This is a genomic window from Streptomyces sp. NBC_00663 (assembly GCF_036226885.1).
In the GTDB taxonomy this organism is placed as follows: domain Bacteria; phylum Actinomycetota; class Actinomycetes; order Streptomycetales; family Streptomycetaceae; genus Streptomyces.
Map to the genome: position 1 here is coordinate 8463106 of NZ_CP109027.1, position 23764 is coordinate 8486869.

23 protein-coding genes are annotated in these 23764 nt (G+C 70.8%); 11 read left to right on the plus strand and 12 right to left on the minus strand.

Annotation, left to right across the window (positions count from 1 at the left end):
• Positions 1 to 5: 5 nt before the first annotated feature.
• Complete coding sequence (locus OG866_RS38425; RefSeq protein ID WP_329344498.1) at positions 6 to 599, minus strand: DUF305 domain-containing protein; 594 nt, start codon at positions 597 to 599, stop codon at positions 6 to 8.
• Between the two features lie 236 nt (positions 600 to 835).
• Between OG866_RS38425 and OG866_RS38430 the strand changes: the two genes are divergently transcribed.
• Positions 836 to 2338, plus strand: a complete 1503-nt coding sequence (locus OG866_RS38430) for an LVIVD repeat-containing protein (protein WP_443063605.1) — start codon at positions 836 to 838, stop codon at positions 2336 to 2338.
• On the opposite strand, the gene OG866_RS38435 is transcribed toward OG866_RS38430, so the two are convergent.
• The 5 genes from OG866_RS38435 to OG866_RS38455 all read right to left on the minus strand — a co-directional run bounded on the left by OG866_RS38435 (position 2326) and on the right by OG866_RS38455 (position 6496).
• A complete protein-coding gene (locus tag OG866_RS38435; protein ID WP_329341982.1) occupies positions 2326 to 3015 on the minus strand; it encodes a TetR/AcrR family transcriptional regulator in 690 nt (229 codons plus the stop codon). The genes OG866_RS38430 and OG866_RS38435 overlap by 13 nt on opposite strands.
• Before the next feature lie 172 nt (positions 3016 to 3187).
• Complete coding sequence (locus OG866_RS38440; RefSeq protein ID WP_329341984.1) at positions 3188 to 3904, minus strand: HAD family hydrolase; 717 nt, start codon at positions 3902 to 3904, stop codon at positions 3188 to 3190.
• A 260-nt stretch (positions 3905 to 4164) separates the two neighbouring features.
• On the minus strand, positions 4165 to 4836 hold the full coding sequence (locus tag OG866_RS38445; protein WP_329341985.1) for a phosphatase PAP2 family protein: 672 nt from the start codon (positions 4834 to 4836) through the stop codon (positions 4165 to 4167).
• 88 nt (positions 4837 to 4924) lie between these two features.
• The gene (locus OG866_RS38450; protein ID WP_329341987.1) at positions 4925 to 5869 is read right to left on the minus strand and encodes a M56 family metallopeptidase; all 945 of its coding nucleotides are present in this window, start codon (positions 5867 to 5869) and stop codon (positions 4925 to 4927) included.
• 93 nt (positions 5870 to 5962) lie between these two features.
• On the minus strand, positions 5963 to 6496 hold the full coding sequence (locus OG866_RS38455; RefSeq protein WP_329341989.1) for a DUF5134 domain-containing protein: 534 nt from the start codon (positions 6494 to 6496) through the stop codon (positions 5963 to 5965).
• A 164-nt stretch (positions 6497 to 6660) separates the two neighbouring features.
• Here OG866_RS38455 and OG866_RS38460 point away from each other — a divergent pair, with 164 nt between their 5' ends.
• The 3 genes from OG866_RS38460 (at position 6661) to OG866_RS38470 (ending at position 11466) form a co-directional block, all read left to right on the plus strand.
• Complete coding sequence (locus tag OG866_RS38460; RefSeq protein WP_443063606.1) at positions 6661 to 8274, plus strand: FUSC family protein; 1614 nt, start codon at positions 6661 to 6663, stop codon at positions 8272 to 8274.
• Positions 8271 to 8810: a MarR family winged helix-turn-helix transcriptional regulator gene (locus OG866_RS38465; protein ID WP_329341990.1), complete on the plus strand. Its 540-nt coding sequence runs from the start codon at positions 8271 to 8273 to the stop codon at positions 8808 to 8810. The genes OG866_RS38460 and OG866_RS38465 overlap by 4 nt, the downstream gene beginning before the upstream one ends.
• A 133-nt stretch (positions 8811 to 8943) precedes the next feature.
• Complete coding sequence (locus tag OG866_RS38470) at positions 8944 to 11466, plus strand: cellulosome protein (protein ID WP_329341992.1); 2523 nt, start codon at positions 8944 to 8946, stop codon at positions 11464 to 11466.
• Here the strand turns inward: OG866_RS38470 and OG866_RS38475 are convergent.
• The 3 genes from OG866_RS38475 to OG866_RS38485 form a co-directional block, all read right to left on the minus strand.
• Positions 11463 to 12515 carry an aldo/keto reductase gene (locus OG866_RS38475; protein WP_329341994.1) on the minus strand — a complete coding sequence of 351 codons (1053 nt, stop codon included), beginning with the start codon at positions 12513 to 12515 and terminating at the stop codon, positions 11463 to 11465. The genes OG866_RS38470 and OG866_RS38475 overlap by 4 nt on opposite strands.
• Before the next feature lie 77 nt (positions 12516 to 12592).
• The gene (locus OG866_RS38480) at positions 12593 to 13357 is read right to left on the minus strand and encodes a VOC family protein (RefSeq protein WP_329341996.1); all 765 of its coding nucleotides are present in this window, start codon (positions 13355 to 13357) and stop codon (positions 12593 to 12595) included.
• 481 nt (positions 13358 to 13838) lie between these two features.
• A complete protein-coding gene (locus OG866_RS38485; RefSeq protein ID WP_329341998.1) occupies positions 13839 to 14231 on the minus strand; it encodes a VOC family protein in 393 nt (130 codons plus the stop codon).
• A 70-nt stretch (positions 14232 to 14301) separates the two neighbouring features.
• Between OG866_RS38485 and OG866_RS38490 the strand changes: the two genes are divergently transcribed.
• Positions 14302 to 14832, plus strand: a complete 531-nt coding sequence (locus OG866_RS38490; RefSeq protein WP_329342000.1) for a GNAT family N-acetyltransferase — start codon at positions 14302 to 14304, stop codon at positions 14830 to 14832.
• Positions 14833 to 14835: 3 nt separating this feature from the next.
• Here the strand turns inward: OG866_RS38490 and OG866_RS38495 are convergent, their stop codons facing one another.
• Entirely contained in the window at positions 14836 to 15519 is a 684-nt protein-coding gene (locus OG866_RS38495) for a glycerophosphodiester phosphodiesterase (protein ID WP_329342002.1), read from the minus strand.
• A 353-nt stretch (positions 15520 to 15872) separates the two neighbouring features.
• Here OG866_RS38495 and OG866_RS38500 point away from each other — a divergent pair, with 353 nt between their 5' ends.
• The 6 genes from OG866_RS38500 to OG866_RS38525 all read left to right on the plus strand — a co-directional run bounded on the left by OG866_RS38500 (position 15873) and on the right by OG866_RS38525 (position 21757).
• Positions 15873 to 17270 (plus strand): DUF6421 family protein, encoded by a 1398-nt coding sequence (locus tag OG866_RS38500; protein ID WP_329342004.1) that lies wholly within the window; start codon positions 15873 to 15875, stop codon positions 17268 to 17270.
• Positions 17271 to 17320: 50 nt separating this feature from the next.
• Complete coding sequence (locus tag OG866_RS38505; RefSeq protein ID WP_329342006.1) at positions 17321 to 18070, plus strand: SDR family oxidoreductase; 750 nt, start codon at positions 17321 to 17323, stop codon at positions 18068 to 18070.
• Complete coding sequence (locus OG866_RS38510) at positions 18067 to 19137, plus strand: threonine aldolase family protein (RefSeq protein WP_329342007.1); 1071 nt, start codon at positions 18067 to 18069, stop codon at positions 19135 to 19137. The genes OG866_RS38505 and OG866_RS38510 overlap by 4 nt, the downstream gene beginning before the upstream one ends.
• Positions 19138 to 19229: 92 nt before the next feature.
• The gene (locus OG866_RS38515) at positions 19230 to 19823 is read left to right on the plus strand and encodes a transglutaminase-like domain-containing protein (protein ID WP_329342008.1); all 594 of its coding nucleotides are present in this window, start codon (positions 19230 to 19232) and stop codon (positions 19821 to 19823) included.
• An 8-nt stretch (positions 19824 to 19831) separates the two neighbouring features.
• Positions 19832 to 20536, plus strand: coding sequence for a B3/B4 domain-containing protein (locus OG866_RS38520; protein WP_329342010.1), 705 nt, complete (start codon positions 19832 to 19834; stop codon positions 20534 to 20536).
• Between the two features lie 27 nt (positions 20537 to 20563).
• Positions 20564 to 21757 (plus strand): hypothetical protein, encoded by a 1194-nt coding sequence (locus OG866_RS38525; RefSeq protein ID WP_329342011.1) that lies wholly within the window; start codon positions 20564 to 20566, stop codon positions 21755 to 21757.
• An 18-nt stretch (positions 21758 to 21775) separates the two neighbouring features.
• On the opposite strand, the gene OG866_RS38530 is transcribed toward OG866_RS38525, so the two are convergent.
• Positions 21776 to 22801 (minus strand): hypothetical protein, encoded by a 1026-nt coding sequence (locus OG866_RS38530; protein ID WP_329342013.1) that lies wholly within the window; start codon positions 22799 to 22801, stop codon positions 21776 to 21778.
• 93 nt (positions 22802 to 22894) lie between these two features.
• Positions 22895 to 23623 carry a lysophospholipid acyltransferase family protein gene (locus OG866_RS38535; protein ID WP_329342015.1) on the minus strand — a complete coding sequence of 243 codons (729 nt, stop codon included), beginning with the start codon at positions 23621 to 23623 and terminating at the stop codon, positions 22895 to 22897.
• Positions 23624 to 23764: the final 141 nt, after the last annotated feature.

Genomic DNA, 23764 nt, shown 5'->3' on the forward strand with positions numbered 1-23764 from the left:
GGTTGTTACAGCATGTCCCGCATCCGGGAGATCTCGCTCGTCTGCTGGGCGACCACGTCGTCGGCCATCTCCTCGATGCGGATGTTGTTGCCCTGCCCCTTCACGTCCGTGGCCATGGTGAGCGCCCCTTCGTGATGCGTGATCATCAGAGTGAGGAAGAGCTGGTCGAAGGCCTTCCCCTTGGCCGCCCTGAGCTTCTTCAGCTGTGCCTCGGTGGCCATGCCCGGCATCGCGGCGTGTTCGTGCGTCGCGTCCTTCGTGTCCTTGTCGTACGAGGTCAGCCAGCTCTCCATGGCGTCGATCTCCGGCCCCTGGGCCGCCGCGATGCGCTCGGCGAGCTTCTTGACCTTCGTCGACTCGGCGCGGTCCGGGGCGAGTTCGGTCATCTCCAGGGCCTGGGTGTGGTGCACGATCATCATCCGGGCGTACGAGACGTCCGCCGTGTTGGGGGAGTCGTCCTCGGCGCGCTGATCCGCGGCCTCCTCGGCGGACAGGGTCCGGTTCGCCTCGCCGGGAGCGCCGGGTGCGATCACCGAAGGGCCGGTCGCCGCGGCTGACTTGGGGTCCGCGCCGGAGTCGCAGCCCCCGAGGCCGAGCATCACCAGAACGGTCACCGTGGCGAGGGACGCGCGACGGACGGGCACAACGACCTCCTGTGGCAGGCGTGGCGAGGGGCACCTCGTGAGTGCCGTGACTGTCCTAGCACGCTTCCGCGGTTTGTCGAGCAGAAAACTTCATTGCGATTCTGTTGCCCCCTGTTGGTGTGTGCATGGTCAAGACCATACTTCGGTGGTGTGTGAACCGTTCCGAGGCGAACGGAACCAGGGAGGAAGCAGTGATCCTGAAAGATCCCCGAACCCGACACAGACGTCTGGGAGTTGTCGCCGCCGCGGCCGGACTCCTCGCCGCCCTGCTGACGGCCGTACCGGCCGCAGCGACCCCCGACCCCGGGGACGGCACGGCGGCGTCCGGCACGGAGGTGTCCCGGAGCACCGAGGCCCAGGTGCGGGCCGCGATGGCCGACGGCGAGATACCCGGCCAGAACGAGGTCGTCCACTCCGACAACATCGAGCACCTGACCAACATCCCCAAGGACGCGCTGCCCGGCACCAATTCGGACCTCGCCTTCCAGGGCAGATACGCCTTCGCCGGCAACTACGACGGCTTCCGCATCCTCGACATCAGCAACCCGAAGGCGCCGAGGACGGTCGCCCAGGTGCTGTGCCCCGGCTCGCAGAACGACATCTCCGTCTCCGGCGACCTGCTCTTCCTCTCCACCGACTCCTCGCGCAGCGACAGCAGTTGCAACAGCACCACGCAGCCCGCGACCGAGAAGTCCTCCTGGGAGGGCATGAAGGTCTTCGACATCAGCGACAAGACCAACCCCAAGTACGTCGCCGCCGTCGAGACCGCCTGCGGCTCGCACACCCACACGCTGGTGCCCGAGCGCAAGAACGTCTACATCTACGTCTCCTCGTACTCACCGAACGCCTCCTACCCCGACTGCCAGCCCCCGCACGACGGCATCTCCGTCATCAAGGTGCCGCGGAGCGCGCCCGAGAAGGCGGCGGTCGTCGGCTTCCCGGTGCTGTTCCCCGGTGAGGGGCCGGACGGCGGCGGCAACCCGGGCGCGCCCACCAACCCGGGCGTCTCCAAGACCACCGGCTGCCACGACATCACGGTCCTGCCCTCGAAGGACCTGGCCGCGGGCGCCTGCATGGGTGACGGCATCCTGTTCTCCATCGCGGACCCGGAGCACCCGAAGGTCATCGACCAGGTGCAGGACAACGTGAACTTCGCGTTCTGGCACTCGGCGACCTTCAACCAGAAGGCCAACAAGGTCGTCTTCACCGACGAGTTGGGCGGCGGCGGCGCCGCCACCTGCAATGCGACGGTCGGTGCGAACCGCGGCGCCGACGGCATCTACGACATCGTCGGCAAGGGTGACAAGCGTCAGCTCGTCTTCCGCAGCTACTTCAAGATCCCGCGCCACCAGGCCGACACCGAGAACTGCGTCGCCCACAACGGCTCGCTCATCCCGGTCAAGGGCAAGGACATCATGGTCCAGGCCTGGTACCAGGGCGGCGTCTCCGTCTGGGAGTTCACCGACTCCTCCAAGCCCAGGGAGATCGGTTACTTCGAGCGCGGCCCGCTGACCACCGACACGCTCACCGTCGGCGGTGCCTGGTCGGCGTACTACTACAACGGCTACATCTACTCCAACGACATCGCCAAGGGCTTCGACGTCCTGAAGCTGAGCGACCGGCGCACCGACCCCGCCCAGTGGGTCCGGCTGAAGGAGCTCAACACCCAGACGCAGCCCGACTACTTCGACTGACCGTCGCCGCCGTGGTCCTCCACGGCCCCGGTCGCGAAGAAGCGTGACAGATCAGCGTCACCCGTTCCGCCGGACGCCGTCTCGGTGTCCGGCGGAACGCCCAACTCCCAGTCCAGCCGGTAGCGTTTGAACAATTCGGCGCGGAGCACCGGCAGCGGCATCGGCACGCCCGGCACCAGCGCGGCGTACACCGAGCCCATCAACAGGGCCCGCAGCATGGGGTAGTCGGCGTCGGGATCCGGCGAGCCGTGGCGTGCGACGGTGTCCCGCAGAAGTTCGGCCAGGCGCCGCTGTTCCGGGCACGGCATGAATCCCTCGGCCTGTAGCAGCCCCGCCATGTGCTGGCGCATCAGTACGGGCCGGTCCCGGGCCAGGCCCAGGATCGCGTCGATGGCCCGCGCCATCCGCTCCCGGCCGTCCTCGGTGCGCGGCTCCCGCTCCAGCGCCTCCTCCAGCGTGCGGTGCATCAGCCGGTGCACCGCGGACTGCACCAGCTGGCGTTTTCCGGGGAAGTAGTAGGACACCAGCCCCCGTGCCGAACCGGCCCGGTCGGTGATGTCGCCGAGGGTCGTCGCCTCGTATCCGTGCTCGCTGACCACCTCGACCGCCGCCTGCAACAGCCGCTCGCGGGATCGCCGCCGCAATTCTTCATTGACCGAGGCGCTGCGCGGGGACATGCTTGACTCCTGCGTTGACTGGCTGCCAGCCAACTATACTCAACGCGTCCGCATCGGCCGGTGAAACGGCTGGTCAGGGCTGCCGTCCGTCTCGGGCGACGCGGGGGATCGTCCGAGACGGACGGTTCTTCTCACCCCATTAGTGGCCTGAGGCTACTTACTGGCCCGCCGTTCAGCCGGCCGCGGGAGCCGTTCCGGCCCCGTCCACCAGCTCCAGCACCGGCAGCAGCCCGTCCGGTCGCTCGCTGACCGGCAGATGGTCCACGAAGTGCACCGCGCACCCCAGTGCGGCGGCCCCGCCGTCGGCCCGCCGGTCGTCTCCGACCATGAGCGTGCGGCGCGGGTCGGACCCGAGGTGGGCGCAGGCGGCGGCGAAGAGCCTGGTGTCCGGCTTCTGGACGCCGTGCTCGTACGACAGGACATACGCGTCGATATACGGATCCAGGCCGTGCTCGCGGAACACCGGCCGCAGATCCCAGCCGATGTTGCTGACGACCCCGATGGCGATCCCGCGCTCGCGCAGCGCCCGCAGCACCTTTCCCGCGTCGGGGTAGGGCTGCCAGGCGGCCGGGGACATGTGCCGCTCGTAGAGCCGGTCGTGCAGCGCCGGATCCGGCAGCGTGACGTGCCGCGACAGCCCGGTGTACGCCGCCCGGTGCAGCTCGGCACTCTCGTCCCGCACCTCCCACACCCCGGCCACGTCCTCGGGCAACCGCACCGGCGCCGCCCCACCGGGCAACGCTCCCGCCACCTCCAGCGCCCGAGCCGTCCCGACGACCTCCCGCTCGTCCAGCACGATCCCGGCCTCGGCGAGCCCGCCCCGCAGCCATGATTCGGTGGACTCGATACGGAAGAGGGTCCCGGAGAAGTCGAACAGCACGGCGATCATGCGGAGATCCTACGAGTCGACGTCCCGGTTGGGGTTGCAGTCGAGGGGGAGATCGCTCCCGCGGAACACGCGGACGAACTCGGCCTCACGCACCACTGGTTGCTGACTTCGTGGGCCGTCCAGCGCCCCGCGACGCGGCTGAACGCCATTTCGCGGCGCGAACACACGGGCGTCGCGGTTCGCGGCGGACCGGACCACGCGGCCCTCGGAGCCCGCCCGTGTCGACGCCCTGATCTCGGGCGGCCCCACGTAGTGCTACGTCATGCCTGTCGGCGCGCGTGGACCAGTACCGCCAGCGTCACGATCAGCGCGCCCAGCAGCCAGCCGCCGAGGACGTCCGAGGTCCAGTGGACGCCGAGCCAGACGCGGGTGAGGCCGACGCCGAGGACGGAGACGACGGAGACGGCGAGGGCGGTGTGCCGCAGGGCGCGGCCGGCGCCGTAGTGGTGCAGGAGCCACAGGAGGAGGCCCAGGACGACCGTGGCCGTCAGGACGTGGCCCGACGGGTAGGCCGCGTAACGGGCCGTGTCGACCGGGTCCGGCCAGACCGGCCGGGGGCGGTCCACCGCTGCCTTGAGGGACTGCTGGACGGCCGTGCCGAGCGCGCACGTGACCGCCAGCCACCCCGCCGTCCACCACGCCGCCCGCCGCCACACCAGCCACACCACGACCACCGCGCACAGCAACCGCATCGTCCACGGGTCCCACACCCAGTCCGTGAAGATCCGGAACACGTGAGTCAGCCCGGGTTCGTCGACCGCCCACCGATGGGTCGTGTCCGCGATGTCGCCGTCGAGGCTCATCAGCGGGTGCCAGCGGACCGCGACCAGCGTGATCAGCAGCACGGAGCACACGGCGAGGACGAGGGCCGCGCGGACGGCGAGGCGATGGTCCGGCGGGCTGGGCGGGGCGTCGACGGGCGGGGTGTGCATCCTTCGATCCTCGCCGACCAGTGGGGTCGGAGGCCAATCCCGGCGCGGATCGCAGGCCGGGGGAGGCGCGCCTCGGGGTCCGTCCGGCTCAGCCGCCCCAGCCCAGCGCGCGCAACCCCGGTACGAACGCCACCAACAGCGGCACCATCGGCACCAGCGCCGCCGTGGCCGTCAGCCCCAGGCGGCGGGTGACCGTGAGCCGGTCCCGGGGAGTGAGGAGGCGGTGGACCCGCTGCGGGACATGGGCCTGCGGGGTCGGTGCGGGGCCGAACACGCCCCGGTCCTCGTTGAGTTCCACCAGGGCGAGCGCCGTGGTCAGCCGTCCGAAGCGGCGGGAGGCCATGTCGTCCGCGGCGAGTTCGACGAGCCGGTGCATCTCGGCCCGGAACGCGGCGAACACCGGCACCTGCGGAAACCCGCCCGCGAGCGCCGACGAACAGTGCAGCAGCCAGTCGTGCCGGGCCTGCGCGTGCCCTTCCTCATGGGCCAGCAGGGCATCCAGCTGCCGACCCTTCAGTCGCCGCAACGCGGCTGTGGTGACGACCAGTTGAGGCGCCGCACCGGGCAGCCACCAGGCGTCGGGGCGCTCGCCCTCAAGGACCACGAGACGTCCGGTGCTTCCCTCCTCTCCGGGCAACAGCGGGGCGCGTACCAGGAGTTCGGTCCTGCGCAGCCGCCGCCGCGCCCGCGCCCGTACGACCTCCCGCACCAGCATCGCCGCGGTCCACACCCCGCCCAGTGCCAGCGTCACCGCGAGGGTCGCCGCCCAAGCGCCACCGGCACCGAGCGCGTAGGCCTCCACCACCGAGTGCGGCGCGGGCGCGAAGACCTGACCGCGCACCGCCTGCCAGGCGGCCGCCGCGCTCAGCGTCATCGACAGGGCGCAGCACAGGAGTACGGCCGCCACCACGCACTGCCACACCCACAACGCGACCACCGGTTCACGGTCCGGCCAGCCGGCCCGGGCGAGCAGCCGGGGAGCGGCCACGGCGGCCAGGGCGCCGAGCAGCAACAGTGCCGCGGGGACCATCATGGGAGCACCCTATGAGCGGCGTACGGCCCACCGGTACGGCATCCCACGCCGAAGTGACGCAGGACACGGCAGACACCGAGCGGCGCGGACCGGTCACAGCGTCGCCAGCATCGCCACCATCGCGATCCCCATCGACAGTCGGCACGCCCGCGCCACCTCCGGCCGGTCGCCCCAGCCCAGCGCCCCGCCCCCGGCCGTGACCGGCACCAGCCGGACGCCGGAGAGCAGCACATAGCCCACGAAGTACAGGAGCAGCACGCCCGTCAGCACGGGGATCCCGGAACCGCCGCCGTGATGTGCGGGGGACGCCGCCATCACGACCGCCATGTAGACCATCGCCGAGGCCCCCACCAGGTGATGCAGATGATGGGCGCTGGTCCGTGCCGCCCACAGGGCGCGCAGGGCCGCCGCCCCGAACACGGCCGCGTACCCCGTCCACGCCCAGGACGGCGGGGTGAACACCGCGGCGGGGACGGCCATCGCGGCCATACCGAAGCCCATGAGCGCCTCACCGCCCGCCGCGCGGCGCTGCTCCTCGACATCGCTGCGCATCCGCAGCAGGCAGTAGGCCCCGGTCGCCGCACACAGCGCGACCAGGAGCCAGCCGGGCGAAGCCGGTCCGTGCACACGCGCCTCCCCGCTCGACGGTCGGACGGGGAGGGGATGCCCCGGCCACGCGGCGCGCACGCGAGCGCAAGGGTGTACACGGGGAGCATGCGAGGGAGCACGGCAGGTCACCGATCAGACGATGGATATCTTTTACAGGTAAAACACCCGCTAAGGTTATGGGTATGAACCACATGAACCGCCTCCCTCTCGCCGGTGTGCTCCGTCTCGGGCGGCCCTCGGACATCTGGTTCAAGCCCGCCCTGAGCGTGGTCGCCGCGGTAGCCCCGCCGAACCTCACCCTGCTCGCGCTCGGCCGCCTCGACCTGGCGATGTACACGATGGCCGGGTCCCTGTGCGCGCTGTACGCCCACAACCGCCCCTACGCCGCCCGGGCCCGCACCCTGGCCTGGGTCGTGCTCGGCATGGTCGGCGGCCTCGCCGTCTCCCTGGTCACCGCCTCGCTCACCGGCAGCGCCCTCCTCCTGGTCGCCGTCGGCGCGCTGCTGGCCGCCGTGCAGAAGGCGCTGTGCGACGCGACCCGGGTCGGCCCGCCCGGCAACGTGGTCCTCACCTTCATCACCTCGGCCTCCCTGTTCGCACCGCAGACCCTCGCCCAGGTCCCCGCCCACCTGGCCCTCGCGTTCGCGGCGGGCGCCTGGGCCTGGGCCGTCGGCATGGCGCCGGGCCTGGTCCGGCCGCACGGCCCGGAGCGGCGGGCCACCGCGCACGCCCTGACCGCCGCGGCGGTGTACGTCGAGCAGGACGACCCCCGGAGCAGGGCCGCCGCGGCCGCGGCGATCCAGGCCGCCTGGCAGTCCCTGCTGTCCGCCGGCGCCCGCACCCCGACCCGCCGCGCCCTGGACCGGCTAGTCGTCCGCGCCGAGGTCGCCCTCGCCGCCCCCGCCGACACCGACCCGCGACGACTGCGCGCCTGGGCCCGCGACCTGCGCGGCAACGGCCCCGTACCGCACACCGAGGACCACGGCGAACTCCTCGGCATCGACGCCGAACTCGCCGTCCCCGCAACCCCGTTGTGGCGCCGTCTCGGACCGCTCACCCCGCTCGCCGTGCGCACCGCAACCGGCTGCGCCCTCGCCGGATACGCCTCCCTCGCACTCGGCGTCGGCCGCCCCTACTGGGCCCTGGTCACCGCCGCCTCGCTCTACCAGGCCAACCTCACCCTCACCTGGAGCCGGGGCGTCCAGCGCGTCGTCGGCAACCTCGCCGGAGTGCTCCTGTTCGCCGCCGTGGTCCCGCTCGCCCACCTCGGCCCGGCCGCCCTCGTCCTGGTCTGCCTCGCCTTCAACTTCGGCGCCGAGGCGCTCATCGGCCGCAACTACTGGCTCGGCAGCGTCTGCGTCACCCCGATGGCACTGCTCATCACCGAGTTCACCGGCTTCCAGGAGCCCGGGCGGCTGATCACCGAGCGGGTCGTGGACACCCTCGTCGGCGCCCTGGTCGGCTTCGTCGCCGCGATCGCCGTCACCAACCGCCGCGCCGGCCACCGCATCGAACAGACGCTGACCGCCGTGGAGCGCGCCCGCGAACACACCGCCCGCCTGCTCGCGGAACCGCACCCCGACCCGCGCGCCCTGGACTCCGCCCACCGCTCCCTCGCCGCCCACCTCGTGGAGCTGCGCGCCGCCGTGGACGCCGCGTCCGGCGAGTGGTGGCAGCGCGCCCTGCCCCAGGAGCGGGTCGTGCGCGCCGAGCAGGCCGGACACCGTACGCTCGCGGCGACGGTACGGCACCAGGAGGTGCACCGGAGCGCGACGGCGGAGGGCATACGGCCATGACGGCACCGAACGGACGGCAGGCGGGCGCGAGCGGGGGCGACACCGTCTCCGCGGTCGTCCGGCAGTGGCAGGCCGTCCACCCCGGTCTCGACACCGGCCCGATGGAGATCATCGGACGCGTCAACCGCTGCGCCGCCCTCCTCCAGCAGGCCGAGGACGCCCCGCTGCGCCGGGCCGGGCTCAGCCGCCCCGAGTTCGACCTGCTCGGCGCGCTGCGCCGCACCGGCCACGAGCTGACGCCGGGCGACCTGGCCCGGGAGACCTTCTCCTCGGGCGCCGCGGTCACCAAGCGCCTCAAGCAGCTGACCGAGCGCGGCCTCGTCGAACGCCGCGGGGACACCCGCGACCGCCGCGTCGCCCACGTCCGTCTGACGGACGCGGGCCGCGAGATCGTCGACGGCATCCTGCCCGAGCAGCTCGCGTACGAGACCGCCGTGCTGTCCGTCCTCGACGCGCAGCGGCAGGGTGAACTGGCGGGGCTGCTCGGCGAGTTGCTGGGCCGGCTGGAAGGGCGGCCGGGGATCCTGCGCGCCTGATCCCCTTGAGGGGCGTGCCCGAGGGCGGCGTCCCGTTGACGTGATCCACGTCTTGTCTCTACCGTCGGTTCGATTTACCGACTGATGTTCGCCATGCCGAACAAACTGCCGGTCCAGACGAAAGAGGGATGCCGTGGCAGCCGAAACGCTCACCGTCGATCTCGGCACCGAGACAGGCCCCTTCCACGGCGGCGCCAGCGGCACGCTCTACGGCCTGTACGGCGACGGCGTCCCCAGCCGCGCGGCGGTCGAGGGCATGTATGTCCGCACGGTCGCGACCAAGGCCCAGGACGGCGTCCAGCACCCCGGCGCGGACGGCCTGGAGATCCTCCCCGCCTTCGTCGCGGCGGGCGGGCGGGACGTCTACCTCTACATGCCCGACATCCTGCGCGGCTTCCCCTACCAATGGCCCGGCGCGACCGGGGAGGAGCGGCTTGCGGGCTTTGTCGACAGCATCCGCAAGCAGGTCGAACAGGTCCTGACCATGGGCGAGTTGGCCTCCCGCATCGTCTACGTGCCGTTCAACGAACCCGAGGGCAACATGTTCGGCGAGGGGGAGTGGAGCTACGACCGCACCTCCTGGCACACCGACCCCCGGCACTACTTCGCCGCCTGGCGGGACGTGTACCGCATGATCAAGGACCTCCACCCGGGCGCCCGGATCGCCGGCCCCAACACCTGCGTCCTCTACCCCGAGGTCAAGGGCTTCCTGCGGTTCGCCCGGGACAACGACGTTCTCCCCGACGTCATCACCTGGCACGAGCTGTCCTCACCCGCCGAGGTGCGCACGAACGTCGCCGTGTACCGGGCCTGGGAAAGGGAGTTGGGCATCGGTCCGCTCCCCGTCAACCTCAACGAGTACGCGCACAACTACCACCTCTCCGTCCCGGGCCAGATGATCCAGTGGATCTCCGCGATCGAGGAGTCCAAGGTCGACGCCGACATGGCGTACTGGAACATCGCCGGCAACCTCAACGACTCGGTGGTGGAGGCCAACAAGGCCAACGGCCAGTGGTGGCTGTTCAACGCCTACGGCCAGTTGACGGGGAACACGGTCGCGGTCACCGCCCCCCACCCGAACGTCCAGTACACCCTCCAGGGCGTCGCCACGCTCGACCGGGACAAACGGCAGGCGCGGGTGCTGTTCGGCGGGTCCGCAGGCGCCGCCGAGATCGTCGTCGAGCACCTCGACCCGGAGATCTTCGGCACGACCGTCCACGTACGACTCCAGGAGATCCCGTGGACGGGACAACTCGGTGCGTCAGGCAGTCCGTTGACGCTACGGGAGGACGAACTCCCGGTAGTGGACGGCCGACTGGCCCTGCCCCTCGCCGACCTCGACGAGATGTCCGCCTACCAGCTGTTCCTGTCGCCCGCCGGAGCTCCCGTGTCGTCCCTGGCAGGCCCTCGACGCACGTACGAGGCAGAGGACGCCGCGTACACCGGCAGCGGTTACGCGAAGAACGGCCCCGAAGGGTCCCCGACGGACGTCGACAGGTTCGCCACCTCCGGCGGCCATCACGTCGGCGGTCTGCGCACCGGTTCCGACCTCGTCCTCGCCTTCGACGTCGAGGTCCCGCGGGACGGGACGTACGACCTCCGTGTGTACGCCAACTCCCACAACCAGGCCGACCTCGTGCGCGAACACGGCCCCACCAACGTCTTCCTGCGCGTCGACGGCGAAGACCCGCGCGAACTGCTCGTGCCCCTCGGCTACAAGTGGGCCGTATGGGGCCACACCGACACCACGGTCCACCTCACCGCGGGACCGCACCGCATCACCCTCGCCGCCCAGGACCCCGAGCTCGGCGCGACCCGGGGCGACGCGGTCGTCGACCGGATCGAACTCGCCCCGCGCGACACGGAATCCCTCGTGACCTACGACGCCGTGTACGCGGCCCTCGGCGACGGCGCACGCGTCCACGGCTCGGCGGCCCTGCTCCCGCGCGGCGGCACCGTGACGTTCTGGGTGCACGCGGAGGACGACGGGGAGGCCGCGGTGACCCTCGCGGGGGAGGGCGAGGGTGTGCTGACCGTCAACGGCGAGGAGATCGACGCCGATCCGCACACGGAGGTCCCGCTCTTCCTCGCCGCAGGCGTCAACAAGGTGGCGGTGACGGCGACTTCGGACCGGCTCGTCGTGGACCGGCTGAGCGTGGGGCCCTCGCGGGGCCTGCTGCCGACCAGGACCTACCGGGCCGGGGACGGCGAACTGACCGGCACCGCGAGGGTGGGCGCCTTCTCGTACGCCACCGGCGGCAAGGCCGTCGACGGCGTGGGCCGCGGCCCCGGCAACGCGCTCACCCTGACCGTGACGGCGGACCGCCCCGGACGCCACGCCCTGACGATCCGCTACGCCAACGGCGAGCAGCCGCCCGGCACCCACTACAACCCCGACCCGGTCTGCCGCCACGCCGACATCACCGTCAACGGCGACAGCACCCGGCGCGTGCTGTTCCCCACGACCTTCCACTTCAACAACTTCTGGCAGCTCGCCGTCCCCGTCACACTCCGACAGGGCGTCAACACCGTCACGTTCACCGCCGACGAACTCCCCGACTTCGACGGCGCCACGAAGAACACCCACGGCCGGCGCTCCGCGCACGCCCCGGTCATCGACACGGTGACGGTGACACCACTCGCCCCACGGCCCTAGAGGACGTCCGTCGCCGTCCGCCGGTAGCCCGAGCGGCGGTCGTCGATGTCCTCCCAACGGTCGCCGTAGATGTTCCGTACGACGGCGGGCTCCCGTACGAAGTCGTGCGGGAAGCCCAGTTCCACCGCGCTCACCTCGTCGAGGCGGGCGACCGCGTCGGCGTCGAGGCGGACCTCGCCACAGCCGAGGTTGTCGGCGAGCTGGTGCTCCTTGGTGGCCGCGATGATCGGCACGACGTTCCCGGGGCGCCCGAGGAGCCAGGCCAGGGCCACCTGTGCCGGGCTCCAGCCACCCTGCTCGGCGATCTCCAGGACGGCGGTGATGACCTCCTCCTGCCGCGGGTTCGGCCCATCGCCCCACGCGTCGAGCCGGCCCGTCTCGCCCCGCCGGTACTTGCCGGTGAGCTTCCCGGCCGCCAGCGGCGCCCACGCGAACACCGCCTGGCCGAACGCCCGTGCCTGCGGCAGGAGTTCGCGCTCCGGCGTCCGCTCCAGCAGGTTGTAGCGCAGCTGCGAACCGGCGAAGGCGGTCCAACCCCGCAGCTCCGCGAGCGTGTTGGCCTGCGAGATCTCCCACGCCGGCCAGTCCGAGACGCCGACGTACAGCACCTTGCCCGTCCGTACGAGATCGTCCAGCGCCCGCATCACCTCGTCGACCGGGGTGAAGTTGTCCCGCGCGTGCACCCACAGCACGTCCAGCCGGTCGGTGCGCAGCCGCTCCAGACTCGCCTCCACCGACTGCACCAGGTTCTTGCGGTGGTTGCCGGCCGCGTTGACGTCCCCCGGGCGGGTCCCGCACGTGTACTTGCTCGCCAGGACGAACTCCTCGCGCCGGCCTGCCAGGAGCTCGCCGAGAATCCGCTCCGAGTCACCGCCCGCGTAGATGTCCGCGGTGTCGAGGAAGTTGCCGCCCGCGTCGGCGTAGGCGTCCAGAAGCCGGGCGCTGGTGTCCTTGTCGGAGCCGTAGGCGGGGTCGTCGCCCATGACCATGGTGCCGAGTGCGAGTTCGCTCACGCGCAGGCCGGTCTTGCCGAACAGTGTGTAACGCACGATCAGTTCCCCTTCGAGCAGGTCGTCGTGCGTCCGACGCTACGAGGTGGAGCGCGCTCCAGGGCAAGCCGTACCGCTCAGCCCTCCGCGCCGGCCGGATACACCCCGAACATCGCCCCACCGGAATCCCGCAGCACCGCGATCCGGGGGCCGTCGGGCACCGACGTGGGCTCCATGAGGACGGTGCCGCCCGCCTCGGTCGCCGCGGCCGCGGTGGCGTCGACGTCCTCCACCGCGAAGTACGGCAGCCAGTGCGGCGGTACCTCGGGCGGGAACTTGTCGTCCATCCTGACCATGCCGCCGAAGTCGGCGCCGTCGAGACCCCACTGCGTGTAGCGCTCGGAGGCGTTGACGCTCCAGCCGAACACCGCGGTGTAGAACTCCACGGCCCGCTCCGGCGCCCGGCACAGCAGCTCCACCCAGCCCAGCGAACCGGGGGCGTTGATCAGTCCGGCTCCCTCGAACCCCTGGGCCTGCCACAGCTGGAAGCCGGCGCCCTGGGTGTCGGTCGCGGACGCGAAGCGCCCCATGCCGGGAACGTCGGCCGGTTCCGCCGGCACGGTCCCGCCGGCCGACCTGATCTTCGCCACGGCGTCGTCGAGGTCCGTCACCGCGAACGTCACGAACCACGAGCACGGCCGCCCCTCCGCGCCGAGCGGCACCATCCCCGCGACCGGGAGATGGCCGACGTACGCCATCGTGTACCCGTCCATCCCCTCCTGCGCGTCGGTCTCCGTCCGCCAGCCGAAGAGTTCGCCGTAGAACCGCCTGCCCGCCTCCAGATCCGGTGTTCCCACCTCGGCCCAGCAGGGCCCACCGGCCACCGGCTTGTCGAGCCTCATGCCGCCACGACCCTTCTGCCGACGCGAGTACCCCTCTCGCACGCTAGCCCCGGCGGTGTGCGGCTGCCATTCGGTGGGGTGCCGAGGAGGCCGCGGTCCCGGTGCATCACCGCCCGAACCACCACCCGACACCTCCCGAGCCGACCAGAGCTCCGAGGAGCATCAGCAGCCCGGCAGGCACGCGCTCGACCGTGATGCGCGTGCCTCCGATCCGAAGGTCGAGGAAGCGACGCGAGTCCGCCCGCTTCACAGGGACAGGGGTGCGCTCGGGCATGGCTCATCAGTTCCGTTCACGGGTGGGAGTTCGAGGGCGCCGGATCGCGCCGACCACAGAGTGGCATGCGGAGCAGGGCGTCTTCCGGAAATCCACCAGGATATGCATATAACCGTCGCTCGATGGGGTCAACTTCCCGACAGCAGAACGGATTTGGGCCCGGGCGAGAAGAGGGAGCGGCACCTCGGCCCTGCGGGGGAGAGGTCTTCAGATGCCCGGCCGGTACCGGATCGGATGGTCCGCCGGTACCTCCACCAGCACGATCCGTGTCCCGTCCGGATCGGCGATCCACATCTCGATCAGCCCCCAGGGCTCCTTCACCGGTGGCCGTGCGATCTCGACGCCCTTCGCCAGCAGCTCCTGGTGCGCCGCGGTCACGTCCTCGACCTGCATCCACAGCTGTACCGCCGGGGACGGCGGGGTGTCGGAGCGGCCGGAGAGCTCCAGGAAGCCGCCGCCGAGGAAGTAGACGGTGCCGCGGTCCGGTCCCGTGCCGAACTCGCGGTAGACGGCGAGGCCGAGCTGTTCGCCGTAGAAGACACGGGATCGTTCGGGGTCGACGGGGTGGATGAGGGTCCGGCCGCTCAGTACATGCACCATGCGGCGGAGCCTAGTGGGGGCGTTACGCTCGACCGTGCCTGTGCCGCACCCGAGAGTGGAGAGACGCCCCATGACCGCTGGACTGACCTTCCGCGACGCCACCGACGCCGACGTGGACGCGCTGGTCGCGCTGATCGAGTCGGCGTACCGCGGGGACTCCAGCCGGACCGGGTGGACCACCGAGGCGGACATCCTGGAGGGGCAGCGGACCGACCCGGAGGGCGTGCTCCAGGTCATCAAGTCGCCCGACAGCCGGCTGCTCACCGTCGAGCGCGAGGGCGAGGTCGTCGCCTGCTGCCAGCTCGAACACCGCGGCGACCACGCCTACTTCGGCATGTTCGCGGTCAGCCCCCGGCTCCAGGGCGGCGGCCTCGGCAAGGTGATCATCGCGGAGGCGGAGCGGACGGCGCGTGAGACCTGGGGTGTCACGGAGATGCACATGACGGTGATCTCCGTACGGAACGACCTCATCGCCTGGTACGAGCGCCGCGGCTACCGCCGTACGGGCCGGATGACCCCGTTCCCGTACGGCGACGAGCGCTTCGGCATCCCGCAGCGCGAGGACCTGAAGTTCGAGCTGCTGGTCAAGCCGCTCGCGTAATGGTCACGCCGTGAAGCGGGCGGTGCGTTTGATCTCCGAGTAGTCGGTGGTCGCACCGTCCAGTTGCAGCGCCCGCACGAGACGCAGATGGTCCTGTGTGTTCACCACCCAGCCGATGATCCTCAGGTCCGCCTTGCGGGCGTGCTCGACGATCTCCAGGGTGATCCGGCGGATGTTGAGGCAGACGGTCGCCGCCCCGGCCTCCACGGCGCGCTCCACGATGTCGGTGCCGTACCGGCTGCCGATCAGCGCGGTCCGCACGCCCGGCACCAGACGGGAGACCTCGGCGATCGCCTCGTCATGGAACGAGGACACCTCGACCCGGCCCACCAGGTCCCGCCTGAGCATGACCTCGGCCAGCGCCCGCGCTGCCGCGAGGTCCTTGATCTCGGCCTGGAGCGGTGCTTGTACCGCCTCCAGGACCTCCTCGAAGACGGGGACGCGTTCGCCGCGGCCCGCGTCCAGGGTGCGCAGTTCGGCGAGGGTCTTCTCGGCGATCGGACCGGTCCCGTCGGTCGTGCGGTCCACGTCCGTGTCGTGCATGACGACGAGGGCCCCGTCCTTGCTGAGGTGCAGGTCGAGTTCGATGGCGTCGAAGCCGGCCTGCTGGGCGGCCACGAAGGAACGGAGAGTGTTCTCGGGTTCGAGACCCATGACTCCGCGATGACCGATGGTAAGGAAGTTCAAGGTTCAACTCGCTTCCGTCGACGGCGGCTCGGCTTCCGCAGCCTAATGGCCTCGGCCGGTGATGAACCCCTGCGTACACGGGGGATCGGGTGACACGAGGGGCGGACCTGGCCGGGACTGTTCTGGCTGGTCACCCTGGGGTGGGCGAGTCCTGCGGGCATTGACCGCCGATGCCGCCGGAGGCCCCCAAGAGGATCACGTATACCCACCGGGAGCGCCGTCATGGCATCCAACAGGAAAAAGTTCCGTGACCATGCGAGTGCGCAGGATAATTTACGGGGCCCCCACTTGCTGGCAGGAACCTCATATGCATACGGTGTCCTTACGTGAGGTTCTCCCGTGGAGGATGGGACATGACGGAAATTCTTGTGCAGGCGGCTACGGAGGAGCAGGTTCCTCCCGCGACCAGGGTGGTGGACCACCCTGCGTGGCCCGTGCTCAAGGGTGCCGTGGAGCGGATCAGGCCCTGGCAGTCCAAGGACGGGTCGATCGACCTCACGGCCGAGGGTGCCCCGGACCGTGCCACCGCCGCGGCCGCCGTACGCGAGGTCACCGGCGCTGTCGAGGAGCTGTCCCCGCTGCTGCCCCACGACCGCGCCTACCACGAGGCCCTGGTCAAGGACCTGACGCGCTGGGCCGAGGGCGGCTTCGAGGTGCCCGACTTCCTCGACTCGCTGCTGGCCTTCCAGCCCGCCAAGGGCCGCGCGGACGGCCTTCAGCACCTGGTCGTCTTCCCGATGTACACGCAGAACGGCAACCCCGACCGCAACCTCGAGGCGGTCGTCCTGCGCATGGTGTGGCCCGACTGGCTGGCCGAGCTGGAGCGCACCCGCTACGACAACCCGTTGTTCTGCGGCATCAAGTTCGAGGACTTCACGGCCGGTTACGACACCAACTCCGCCGTGCTCTTCCCCGAGACGATCGCCGTGCGCGAGGCGCCGGAACGATTCTCCTGGGGTGGCATCTTCTGCGACCGCGAGGCCGCCCGCTTCCGCGCCGTCACCGACGCCGCCGTCGACATCCTGGGCCTCGACCTGCCCGAGGACATCGCCGCGCTGGTCCACGACCAGAAGCGCTGCGAGGAGGCGTTCGTCCTGTGGGACATGGTCCACGACCGCACCCACAGCCATGGCGACCTGCCCTTCGACCCCTTCATGATCAAGCAGCGCCAGCCGTTCTGGATGTACGGCCTCGAAGAGCTGCGCTGCGACCTCACCGCCTTCAAGGAGGCCGTGAAGCTGGAGGCCGACGGCGTCCCGCAGGCCCGTGACGTGCAGTACACGGTGCTCTTCGACCGCATGTTCCGTTTCCCGGTCACCGGCGAGCGGGTGCGCAACTACGACGGCCTCGGCGGCCAGCTGCTCTTCGCCTACCTGCACAAGCACGACGTCGTCCGCTGGACCGACAACAAGCTGCACATCGACTGGCAGCGCGCCCCGCAGGTCACCAACCAGCTGTGCGCCGAGATCGAGGACCTCTACCGGGCGGGCATCGACCGTCCGAAGCTTGTCCACTGGTTCGCCGCGTACGACCTGGTCTCGCAGTACCTCGCCCCGCACCCGGGATCCCGCTGGGCCAAGGGCCCGGACGCCCTGGACCTGACGCAGCCGCCGCGCAAGCTCGTCGATGACGTGCTTCCGGACGAGTTTCCGCTCAGCATGTTCTATGAGGCACTCTCCAAGAAGCTCAAGAACGTGATCGCCGGCACCAAGGGCATCCGTGCGGAGAGCGCCGAGCAGGTCGCCGCGTGAACGACCGCGGTACCGAGAACACTGCACGGCAAGCTCAGGAGGCGAAGAACATGGTGGGGAACGGAGCTCTCAGCGGTGCGGTGATCGCGGTGGCGGGCGCGGGTGGACCCGCCGGGCGCGCGACCCTGCTGCGCCTGGCCGAGGCCGGTGCGACCGTCGTAGGCGCGGACAACGACCCCGAGCGCCTCGCGGAGGCCGTGGACGCCGCCCGCTACAGCGCCGGGGGCGCCACGGTCACCGGGGAACCGGTCGACCTGCTGGACCTGGACTCCACGCGCGACTGGGCCACCCGTATCGAGAAGGACTTCGGCCGGGTCGACGGCGTCGTCCACCTCGTCGGCGGCTGGCGCGGCAGCGAGACCTTCATCAAGACCAGCCTCGACGACTGGGACTTCCTGGAGCTGCTGCTCATCCGCACAGTGCAGCACACCTCCCTGGCCTTCTCCGAGGCGCTCCAGCGCAGCGACCGCGGCCGCTACGTCCTGATCAGCGCGGCCGGCGCGAGCAACCCCACCGCGGGCAACGCCGCGTACGCCGCCGCCAAGGCCGCCGCCGAGGCGTGGACGCTCGCCATGGCAGACTTCTTCCGCAAGGCCGGGGCCGGCGAGGAGCTCACCTCCGCCGCCACGATCCTGGTGGTCAAGGCCCTGGTGCACGACGCGATGCGCGCCGAGCGACCCAACGCCAAGTTCGCGGGCTTCACGGACGTCAAGGATCTGGCCGGAGCCATCGCCGAGGTCTGGGACAAGCCCGCCGGAGAAGTGAACGGAAACCGTCTGTGGCTCACCGAGAAGCCGTGAACCCTCCCCGGACCGACGCCCGACGTCACCACGACCCGGACAGCAGGGGCTTCGCGAGCGACAACTACGCCGGCGCCCACCCGGAGGTGCTCGCCGCCCTGGCCCTGGCCAACGGCGGGCACCAGGTCGCCTACGGCGAGGACGACTACACCGAGAACCTCCAGGCGATCATCCGCAGCCACTTCGGGCCCACGGCGGAGGCCTTCCCGGTCTTCAACGGGACCGGCGCCAACGTCGTCGCGCTCCAGGCTGTCACCGACCGCTGGGGCGCGGTGATCTGCGCCGAGAGCGCCCACATCAACGTCGACGAGGGCGGGGCGCCGGAGCGGATGGGCGGCCTGAAGCTGCTGACCGTCCCCACCCCCGACGGCAAGCTCACCCCCGAGCTGATCGACCGGCAGGCGTACGGCTGGGACGACGAGCACCGCGCGATGCCGCAGGTCGTCTCGATCACCCAGAGCACGGAGCTCGGCACCCTCTACACACCGGACGAGATCCGCGCGATCTGCGACCACGCCCACGCGCACGGCATGAAGGTGCACCTCGACGGCTCCCGCATAGCCAACGCGGCCGCGTCCCTCGACGTCCCCATGCGGACGTTCACCAACGCGGTCGGGGTCGACATCCTCTCCCTCGGCGGGACGAAGAACGGCGCACTGTTCGGCGAGGCGGTCGTGGTGATCAACCAGGACGCGGTCTCCCACATGAAGCACCTGCGCAAGCTGTCCATGCAGCTCGCCTCCAAGATGCGCTTCGTGTCGGTGCAGTTGGAGGCCCTGCTCGCCAAGGACCTGTGGCTGCGCAACGCCCGACACGCCAACGAGATGGCCCAGCGGCTGGCCGAGGGCGTCCGCGCCGTGCACGGCGTCGAGATCCTCTACCCGGTCCAGGCCAACGGCGTCTTCGCCCGGCTCCCGCACGACGTGAGCCTCCGCCTCCAGAAGCGCTTCCGCTTCTACTTCTGGGACGAGAACGCGGGCGTTGTCCGCTGGATGTGCGCCTTCGACACGACCGAGGACGACGTGGACGCCTTCGTGGCGGCTCTCAAGGAGGAGATGGCGCACTAGGGGCGCGGCAGGACAAGTCATGGATGCATAGGTATGCGGTCACCCGGAAAAGAATTGACTATCGGGTGATCGTCTTCCTATGCTCTGCGGGCATGGAGCTGATCCAGAACACCCCTGACCTGTCCGCGTATCTCGCCGCCGACGAGGTCATCGACCATGACCACCCGCTGGTGCGGGAGACCGCCGCGCGCCTCGCCCGGCAAGCCGAGGACTCGTATGCCTATGCACGGCTGGCCTTCGAGTTCGTGCGCGACACGATTCCCCACTCCGCCGACAGCTCAGACATGCGCGTCACCTGGCGGGCCTCCGACGTCCTGGAGCAGGGCACCGGCATCTGCTACGCCAAGTCCCACGCGCTGGCGGCGCTGCTGCGCGCCGAGGACATTCCGACGGCCCTCTGTTATCAGCGGCTGGCGCATGACGACGGCAGCGGGCATGCCGTGCACGGGCTGATCGCGGTGCGGTTCAACGGAGCCTGGCATCGACAGGATCCGCGCGGGAACAAGGCGGGCGTGGACGCGCGGTTCTCCCTCGACGGGGAGCGGCTGGCCTGGGTGCCCGACCCCGAGTCCAATGAGGTGGACTATCCAGTCCTGTACGCTGAACCTCACCCGGTCGTCCTGAGCGTCCTCAAGGCCGCCACCGACCGGCCCCACCTGTGGAAGACGCTCCCCACCGAACTCTGAGGCAGGCGATGACCTTCTCCCTCACTGTGTCCGACGAGGTCCGCGCCCTCGCGCCCGGCTTCACCCACGTCGCCATCGAGGCGTACGGCCTGGTCAACGGGCCGAGCACCGACGCCAGTTCGGCGCTCCTCGACGACGCGGCCCGCAGGCTGGCCGTACGCCTGGACGGGCGCGCCCCGCACGAGGACCCGCACATGGCGGCGTGGCGCGAGGTGTACACGGCGTTCGGGTCGAAGCCGTCGCGGACCCGCAACTCGGCGGAGGCGCTGGCGAAGAGGGCGTCGGCGGACGGCGGACTGCCCCGGATCAACCTCCTCGTCGACCTCTACAACGCCATCAGCGTCGCCCATCTCATCCCGGTCGGCGGCGAGGACATCGACCGCATCCAGGGTGGGATGCGGCTCGTACGGGCGGGCGGTGACGAGGACTTCGTGACCGTCGCCGGAGGCGAGGAGCTCGTCGAGCACCCCGACGCCGGTGAGGTGGTGTGGCGCGACGAGCTGGGGGTGACCTGCCGCCGCTGGAACTGGCGCCAGGGTCCGCGCACCCGGCTCACCGAGGAGACCGTCTCGGGCATCTTCCTCCTGGAGAGCCTCGCCCCGATGCCGGTCGTCGAGGTCGAGCAGGCCGGCGCCGAACTCGCCGAGCTGCTGGAGAAGTTCAGTCCCGGGGCGCGCATCGAGGTGCACGCGGCCGACCCGGTGCGCGGCTGAGCCGTCGCGGTCGTTAATCTCCCGGGTATGCATGACGGGGGAACAGAAGAGAACACCACCAGTACCGAAGAGCGGCCCGAGCGACCCCTCGCCCGGCTGAGGAAGCACTGGCTGCTGACCTCGGCCGTGGCGCTGGCCCTCCTGACGACCGCCACGGCCGTGCCGATCGTCCTCGCGGACTCCGGCGACGACGCTCCCTGCCAGGAGATCCCCACCTCGACCCGCGCCCTCGCGAAGAGCCCGGCCGCCGCCACCCGCGCGCTCGACCCCGGCGACAACATGTCCCGTTACGACGCCGTGCGTGAGCTGCTGATCCACGAGAACCCGTGCGGCGACGGCGGCGAGGTGCTCGGGCAGGTCGTCGACGCCGCCACCCGGGCCACGGCCGAGGGCAGGCCGCACACCCTCGCCCAGGCCCGTGCCGCGTACGCCGTGATCGCCGCGTTCGACGACGAGCCCGTGCCCGACGGGGCGGCACCCGGCGTGGCCCGCGTCCTCGCCGAGTACGTGGTGGACGCCAACCGCTTCCTGAGCCCCGACCGTGACGCGTACAGCCCGGCCGTGGACGCCGTGGCGGCCGCACCGGACGAGACCGGCTGGACGTCCTACGGCCGCTTCCTGGCCCCGGACGAGGCGCACGCCGACTTCGAGCACACCGAGCCCTCCTCGGACGTACGGGCGGACCCGGAGTACCTGGTCGGTGAACTGGCCAAGGATCCCGAGGCGTTCGCGATCCTCTACGACGCCGAACGCGCGTACTTCGCCTACTACCTCGAACGCCTCACCCGCGAGGGCGGCGACCCCGACTACCGCCCGGGCAAGGAGAAGGACGGCAGCACGACGTCGACGACGACCTGGGCCGACATCGACCTGGAACACCTCACCGACCGCATCGGCAGCCTCATGAACCACCGGGCGCGGTACGTCAGGGACGGCACGATCCCCGACCTCGCGGCCTTCGACAAGGCCGTAAGGCAGCACACGCGCGGCGCCTACCGGGCGGCCACCCGGCAGGTGAGCAGCCGGCCGGTCATGGGGGACATCGCCGAGCGGCCGGTCTCCGGACCCCTGAACGGGGACCTGACGGACGGTCGGCACCAGCTGTTCACCGTCCTCGAAGCCTGGGTAAAGGCGCGCAAGGTGCCGACGGAACGCGCGGCACAGCTACGGCAGTTGATCGACGACCGGTACGTCAGGGCGCTCTGGCTGACGTCACACTGAACCGGGGGCGGCTCCGGTTCAGCCGCCGAGGCTCAGCTCCGTGCAGCCCCGCTGCCCGGCCTGGGCCTTGGCGAAGGCCGCCAACAGCTTCCGCTTCTCCTTCTCCCCGACGCCGGGGACGTTCTTGTCGGCGCTGAGCGCGAAGTTGGCGGCCTCGCCGTCGCAACGGGCGGTCGCCGTACGGGCATCGGGTTCGCGCCGCTGCTGCTCGGCGAGCAGACGGTTGCTCCAGTCGCCGTACCAGGCGGCGAACCACATACGGGGCTCCCACTCGCCGGAGTCGGCGTCCCGCGCGTACAGATCGCAACGGCCCACCGGGCCCGCGTCGTTCATGAGCACCGCCACCCGCCACTGTGAGGTCTTGAACTCTCCCGCCTTCAGCGCCCAGCCGCACGCGGTGTCGCCCGCGTCGGCGAGCGGCACCGTCCTGGGGTCCTCCTGCGGATCCGTCGGCGCGGCGTCCCCGCCGGGCGCCTTGAGCGGTGCGGCGCCGCAACCGAGGCGGTCGGACGCGGAGTTGGTGAGCGCCACCGCCGTCTCGTAGGCGGCGGGCGTGCCGCGCAGGGCGTCCCGGCCGAGCCAGGTGCGGACCAGCAGCTTGCGTTGCCGTCCCTCGTCGTCCTTCCCCAACTCGGGACAGGGGACGAGGAACTGGAGGGCGCCGTACTTGTCGACGTAGCCGGGCAGCCCGTCGGCCATCGGTCCCACGCGGTCGAACCCGGACTCGGAGAGGACCGTCATGAACTCCCGGTCCACGTCGTCCCGCCGGGTGTACGCCTCCGTCTCCAGCAGCCGGTCGTCGCGCACGTCGTCGCCGTCGAAGCCGACGGAGCAGCCGTAGTCGCCCAGTTCCTCGTGGGTCGCGGACGTGGCGTCCTTGAAGTGGTCGCCGTCGCGCCCGAGTTCACGCACCGCGTCGACGGGCAGCGCCCCGTCGCAGGCCGTACGCAGCAGCCACCAGTCCTGCGCGTAAGGAGTGGCGATCCAGCCGCCCACCCCCAGCACGACCGCAGCCGACACCGACACCTTGACCCAGCGCCGCATTCCTTGCCCCCGTTGTACGTCCACCCTTTTACGGGCGGGACCCTATCGGTCGGGCGGTGGAGCGGGTGGCGCGGGTCCGTGCTGGTCCGGGGGTCAGCGGGCCTCGGCGGCCTTGACCTCTTCCGGGGTGGGGGCCGTACCGCCGAGGTGGGCCGGCATCCACCAGGTGTCGTTGGCGTCCTTGGGGCGGACCGGGTAGGCGCGCTGGGCGGCCTCCAGCAACTCCTGGACGCGCTCGCGCAGTTGGCGGGTGATCGCGCCCGCGTACTTGTCCTTGGGAGCTTCGAGCGGCTCGCCGACCCGGATCGTGATCGGGGTGTGGCTGCGCTTGAAGTTGCGCGGGTGCCCCTTGGTCCACAGCCGCTGAGTGCCCCACAGCGCCATCGGGATCAGCGGCACGCCCGCCTCCTGCGCCAGGCGCGCGGCACCCGACTTGAAGGACTTGAGCGTGAACGACTGCGAGATCGTGGCCTCCGGGAAGACGCCGACGATCTCACCGGAGCGCAGCGACTCCAGCGCGTGCTGGTAGGCCGCCTCACCCTGCTTGCGGTCCACGGGGATGTGCTTCATCCCGCGCATCAGCGGACCGGAGACCTTGTGCCGGAACACCGACTCCTTCGCCATGAACCGCACGAGACGCTTCTGCGGGAGCGCCGCCAGCCCGTCGAAAATGAAGTCCAGGTAGCTGATGTGATTGCTCACCAGCACGGCGCCGCCAGAGAGCGGGATGTTCTCCGAACCCTTGCAGTCGATCTTCAGGTCCCACGCCTTGAACAGCGTGCGGGCGAGGCCGACGACAGGTCGGTAGACAAGCTCTGCCATGGACGGGGTGGACCCTTCCTTCTCTGCCTGGGAAAGGGGGTTCCCGGCGGGAAAGTTACGACACCGTAGGTTTACGGCATCTCGCAGATCGTGCCCCAAGAACGGGCGGGGGGCCAGCCCTGGTGCCCGTGAAGGGCGAGA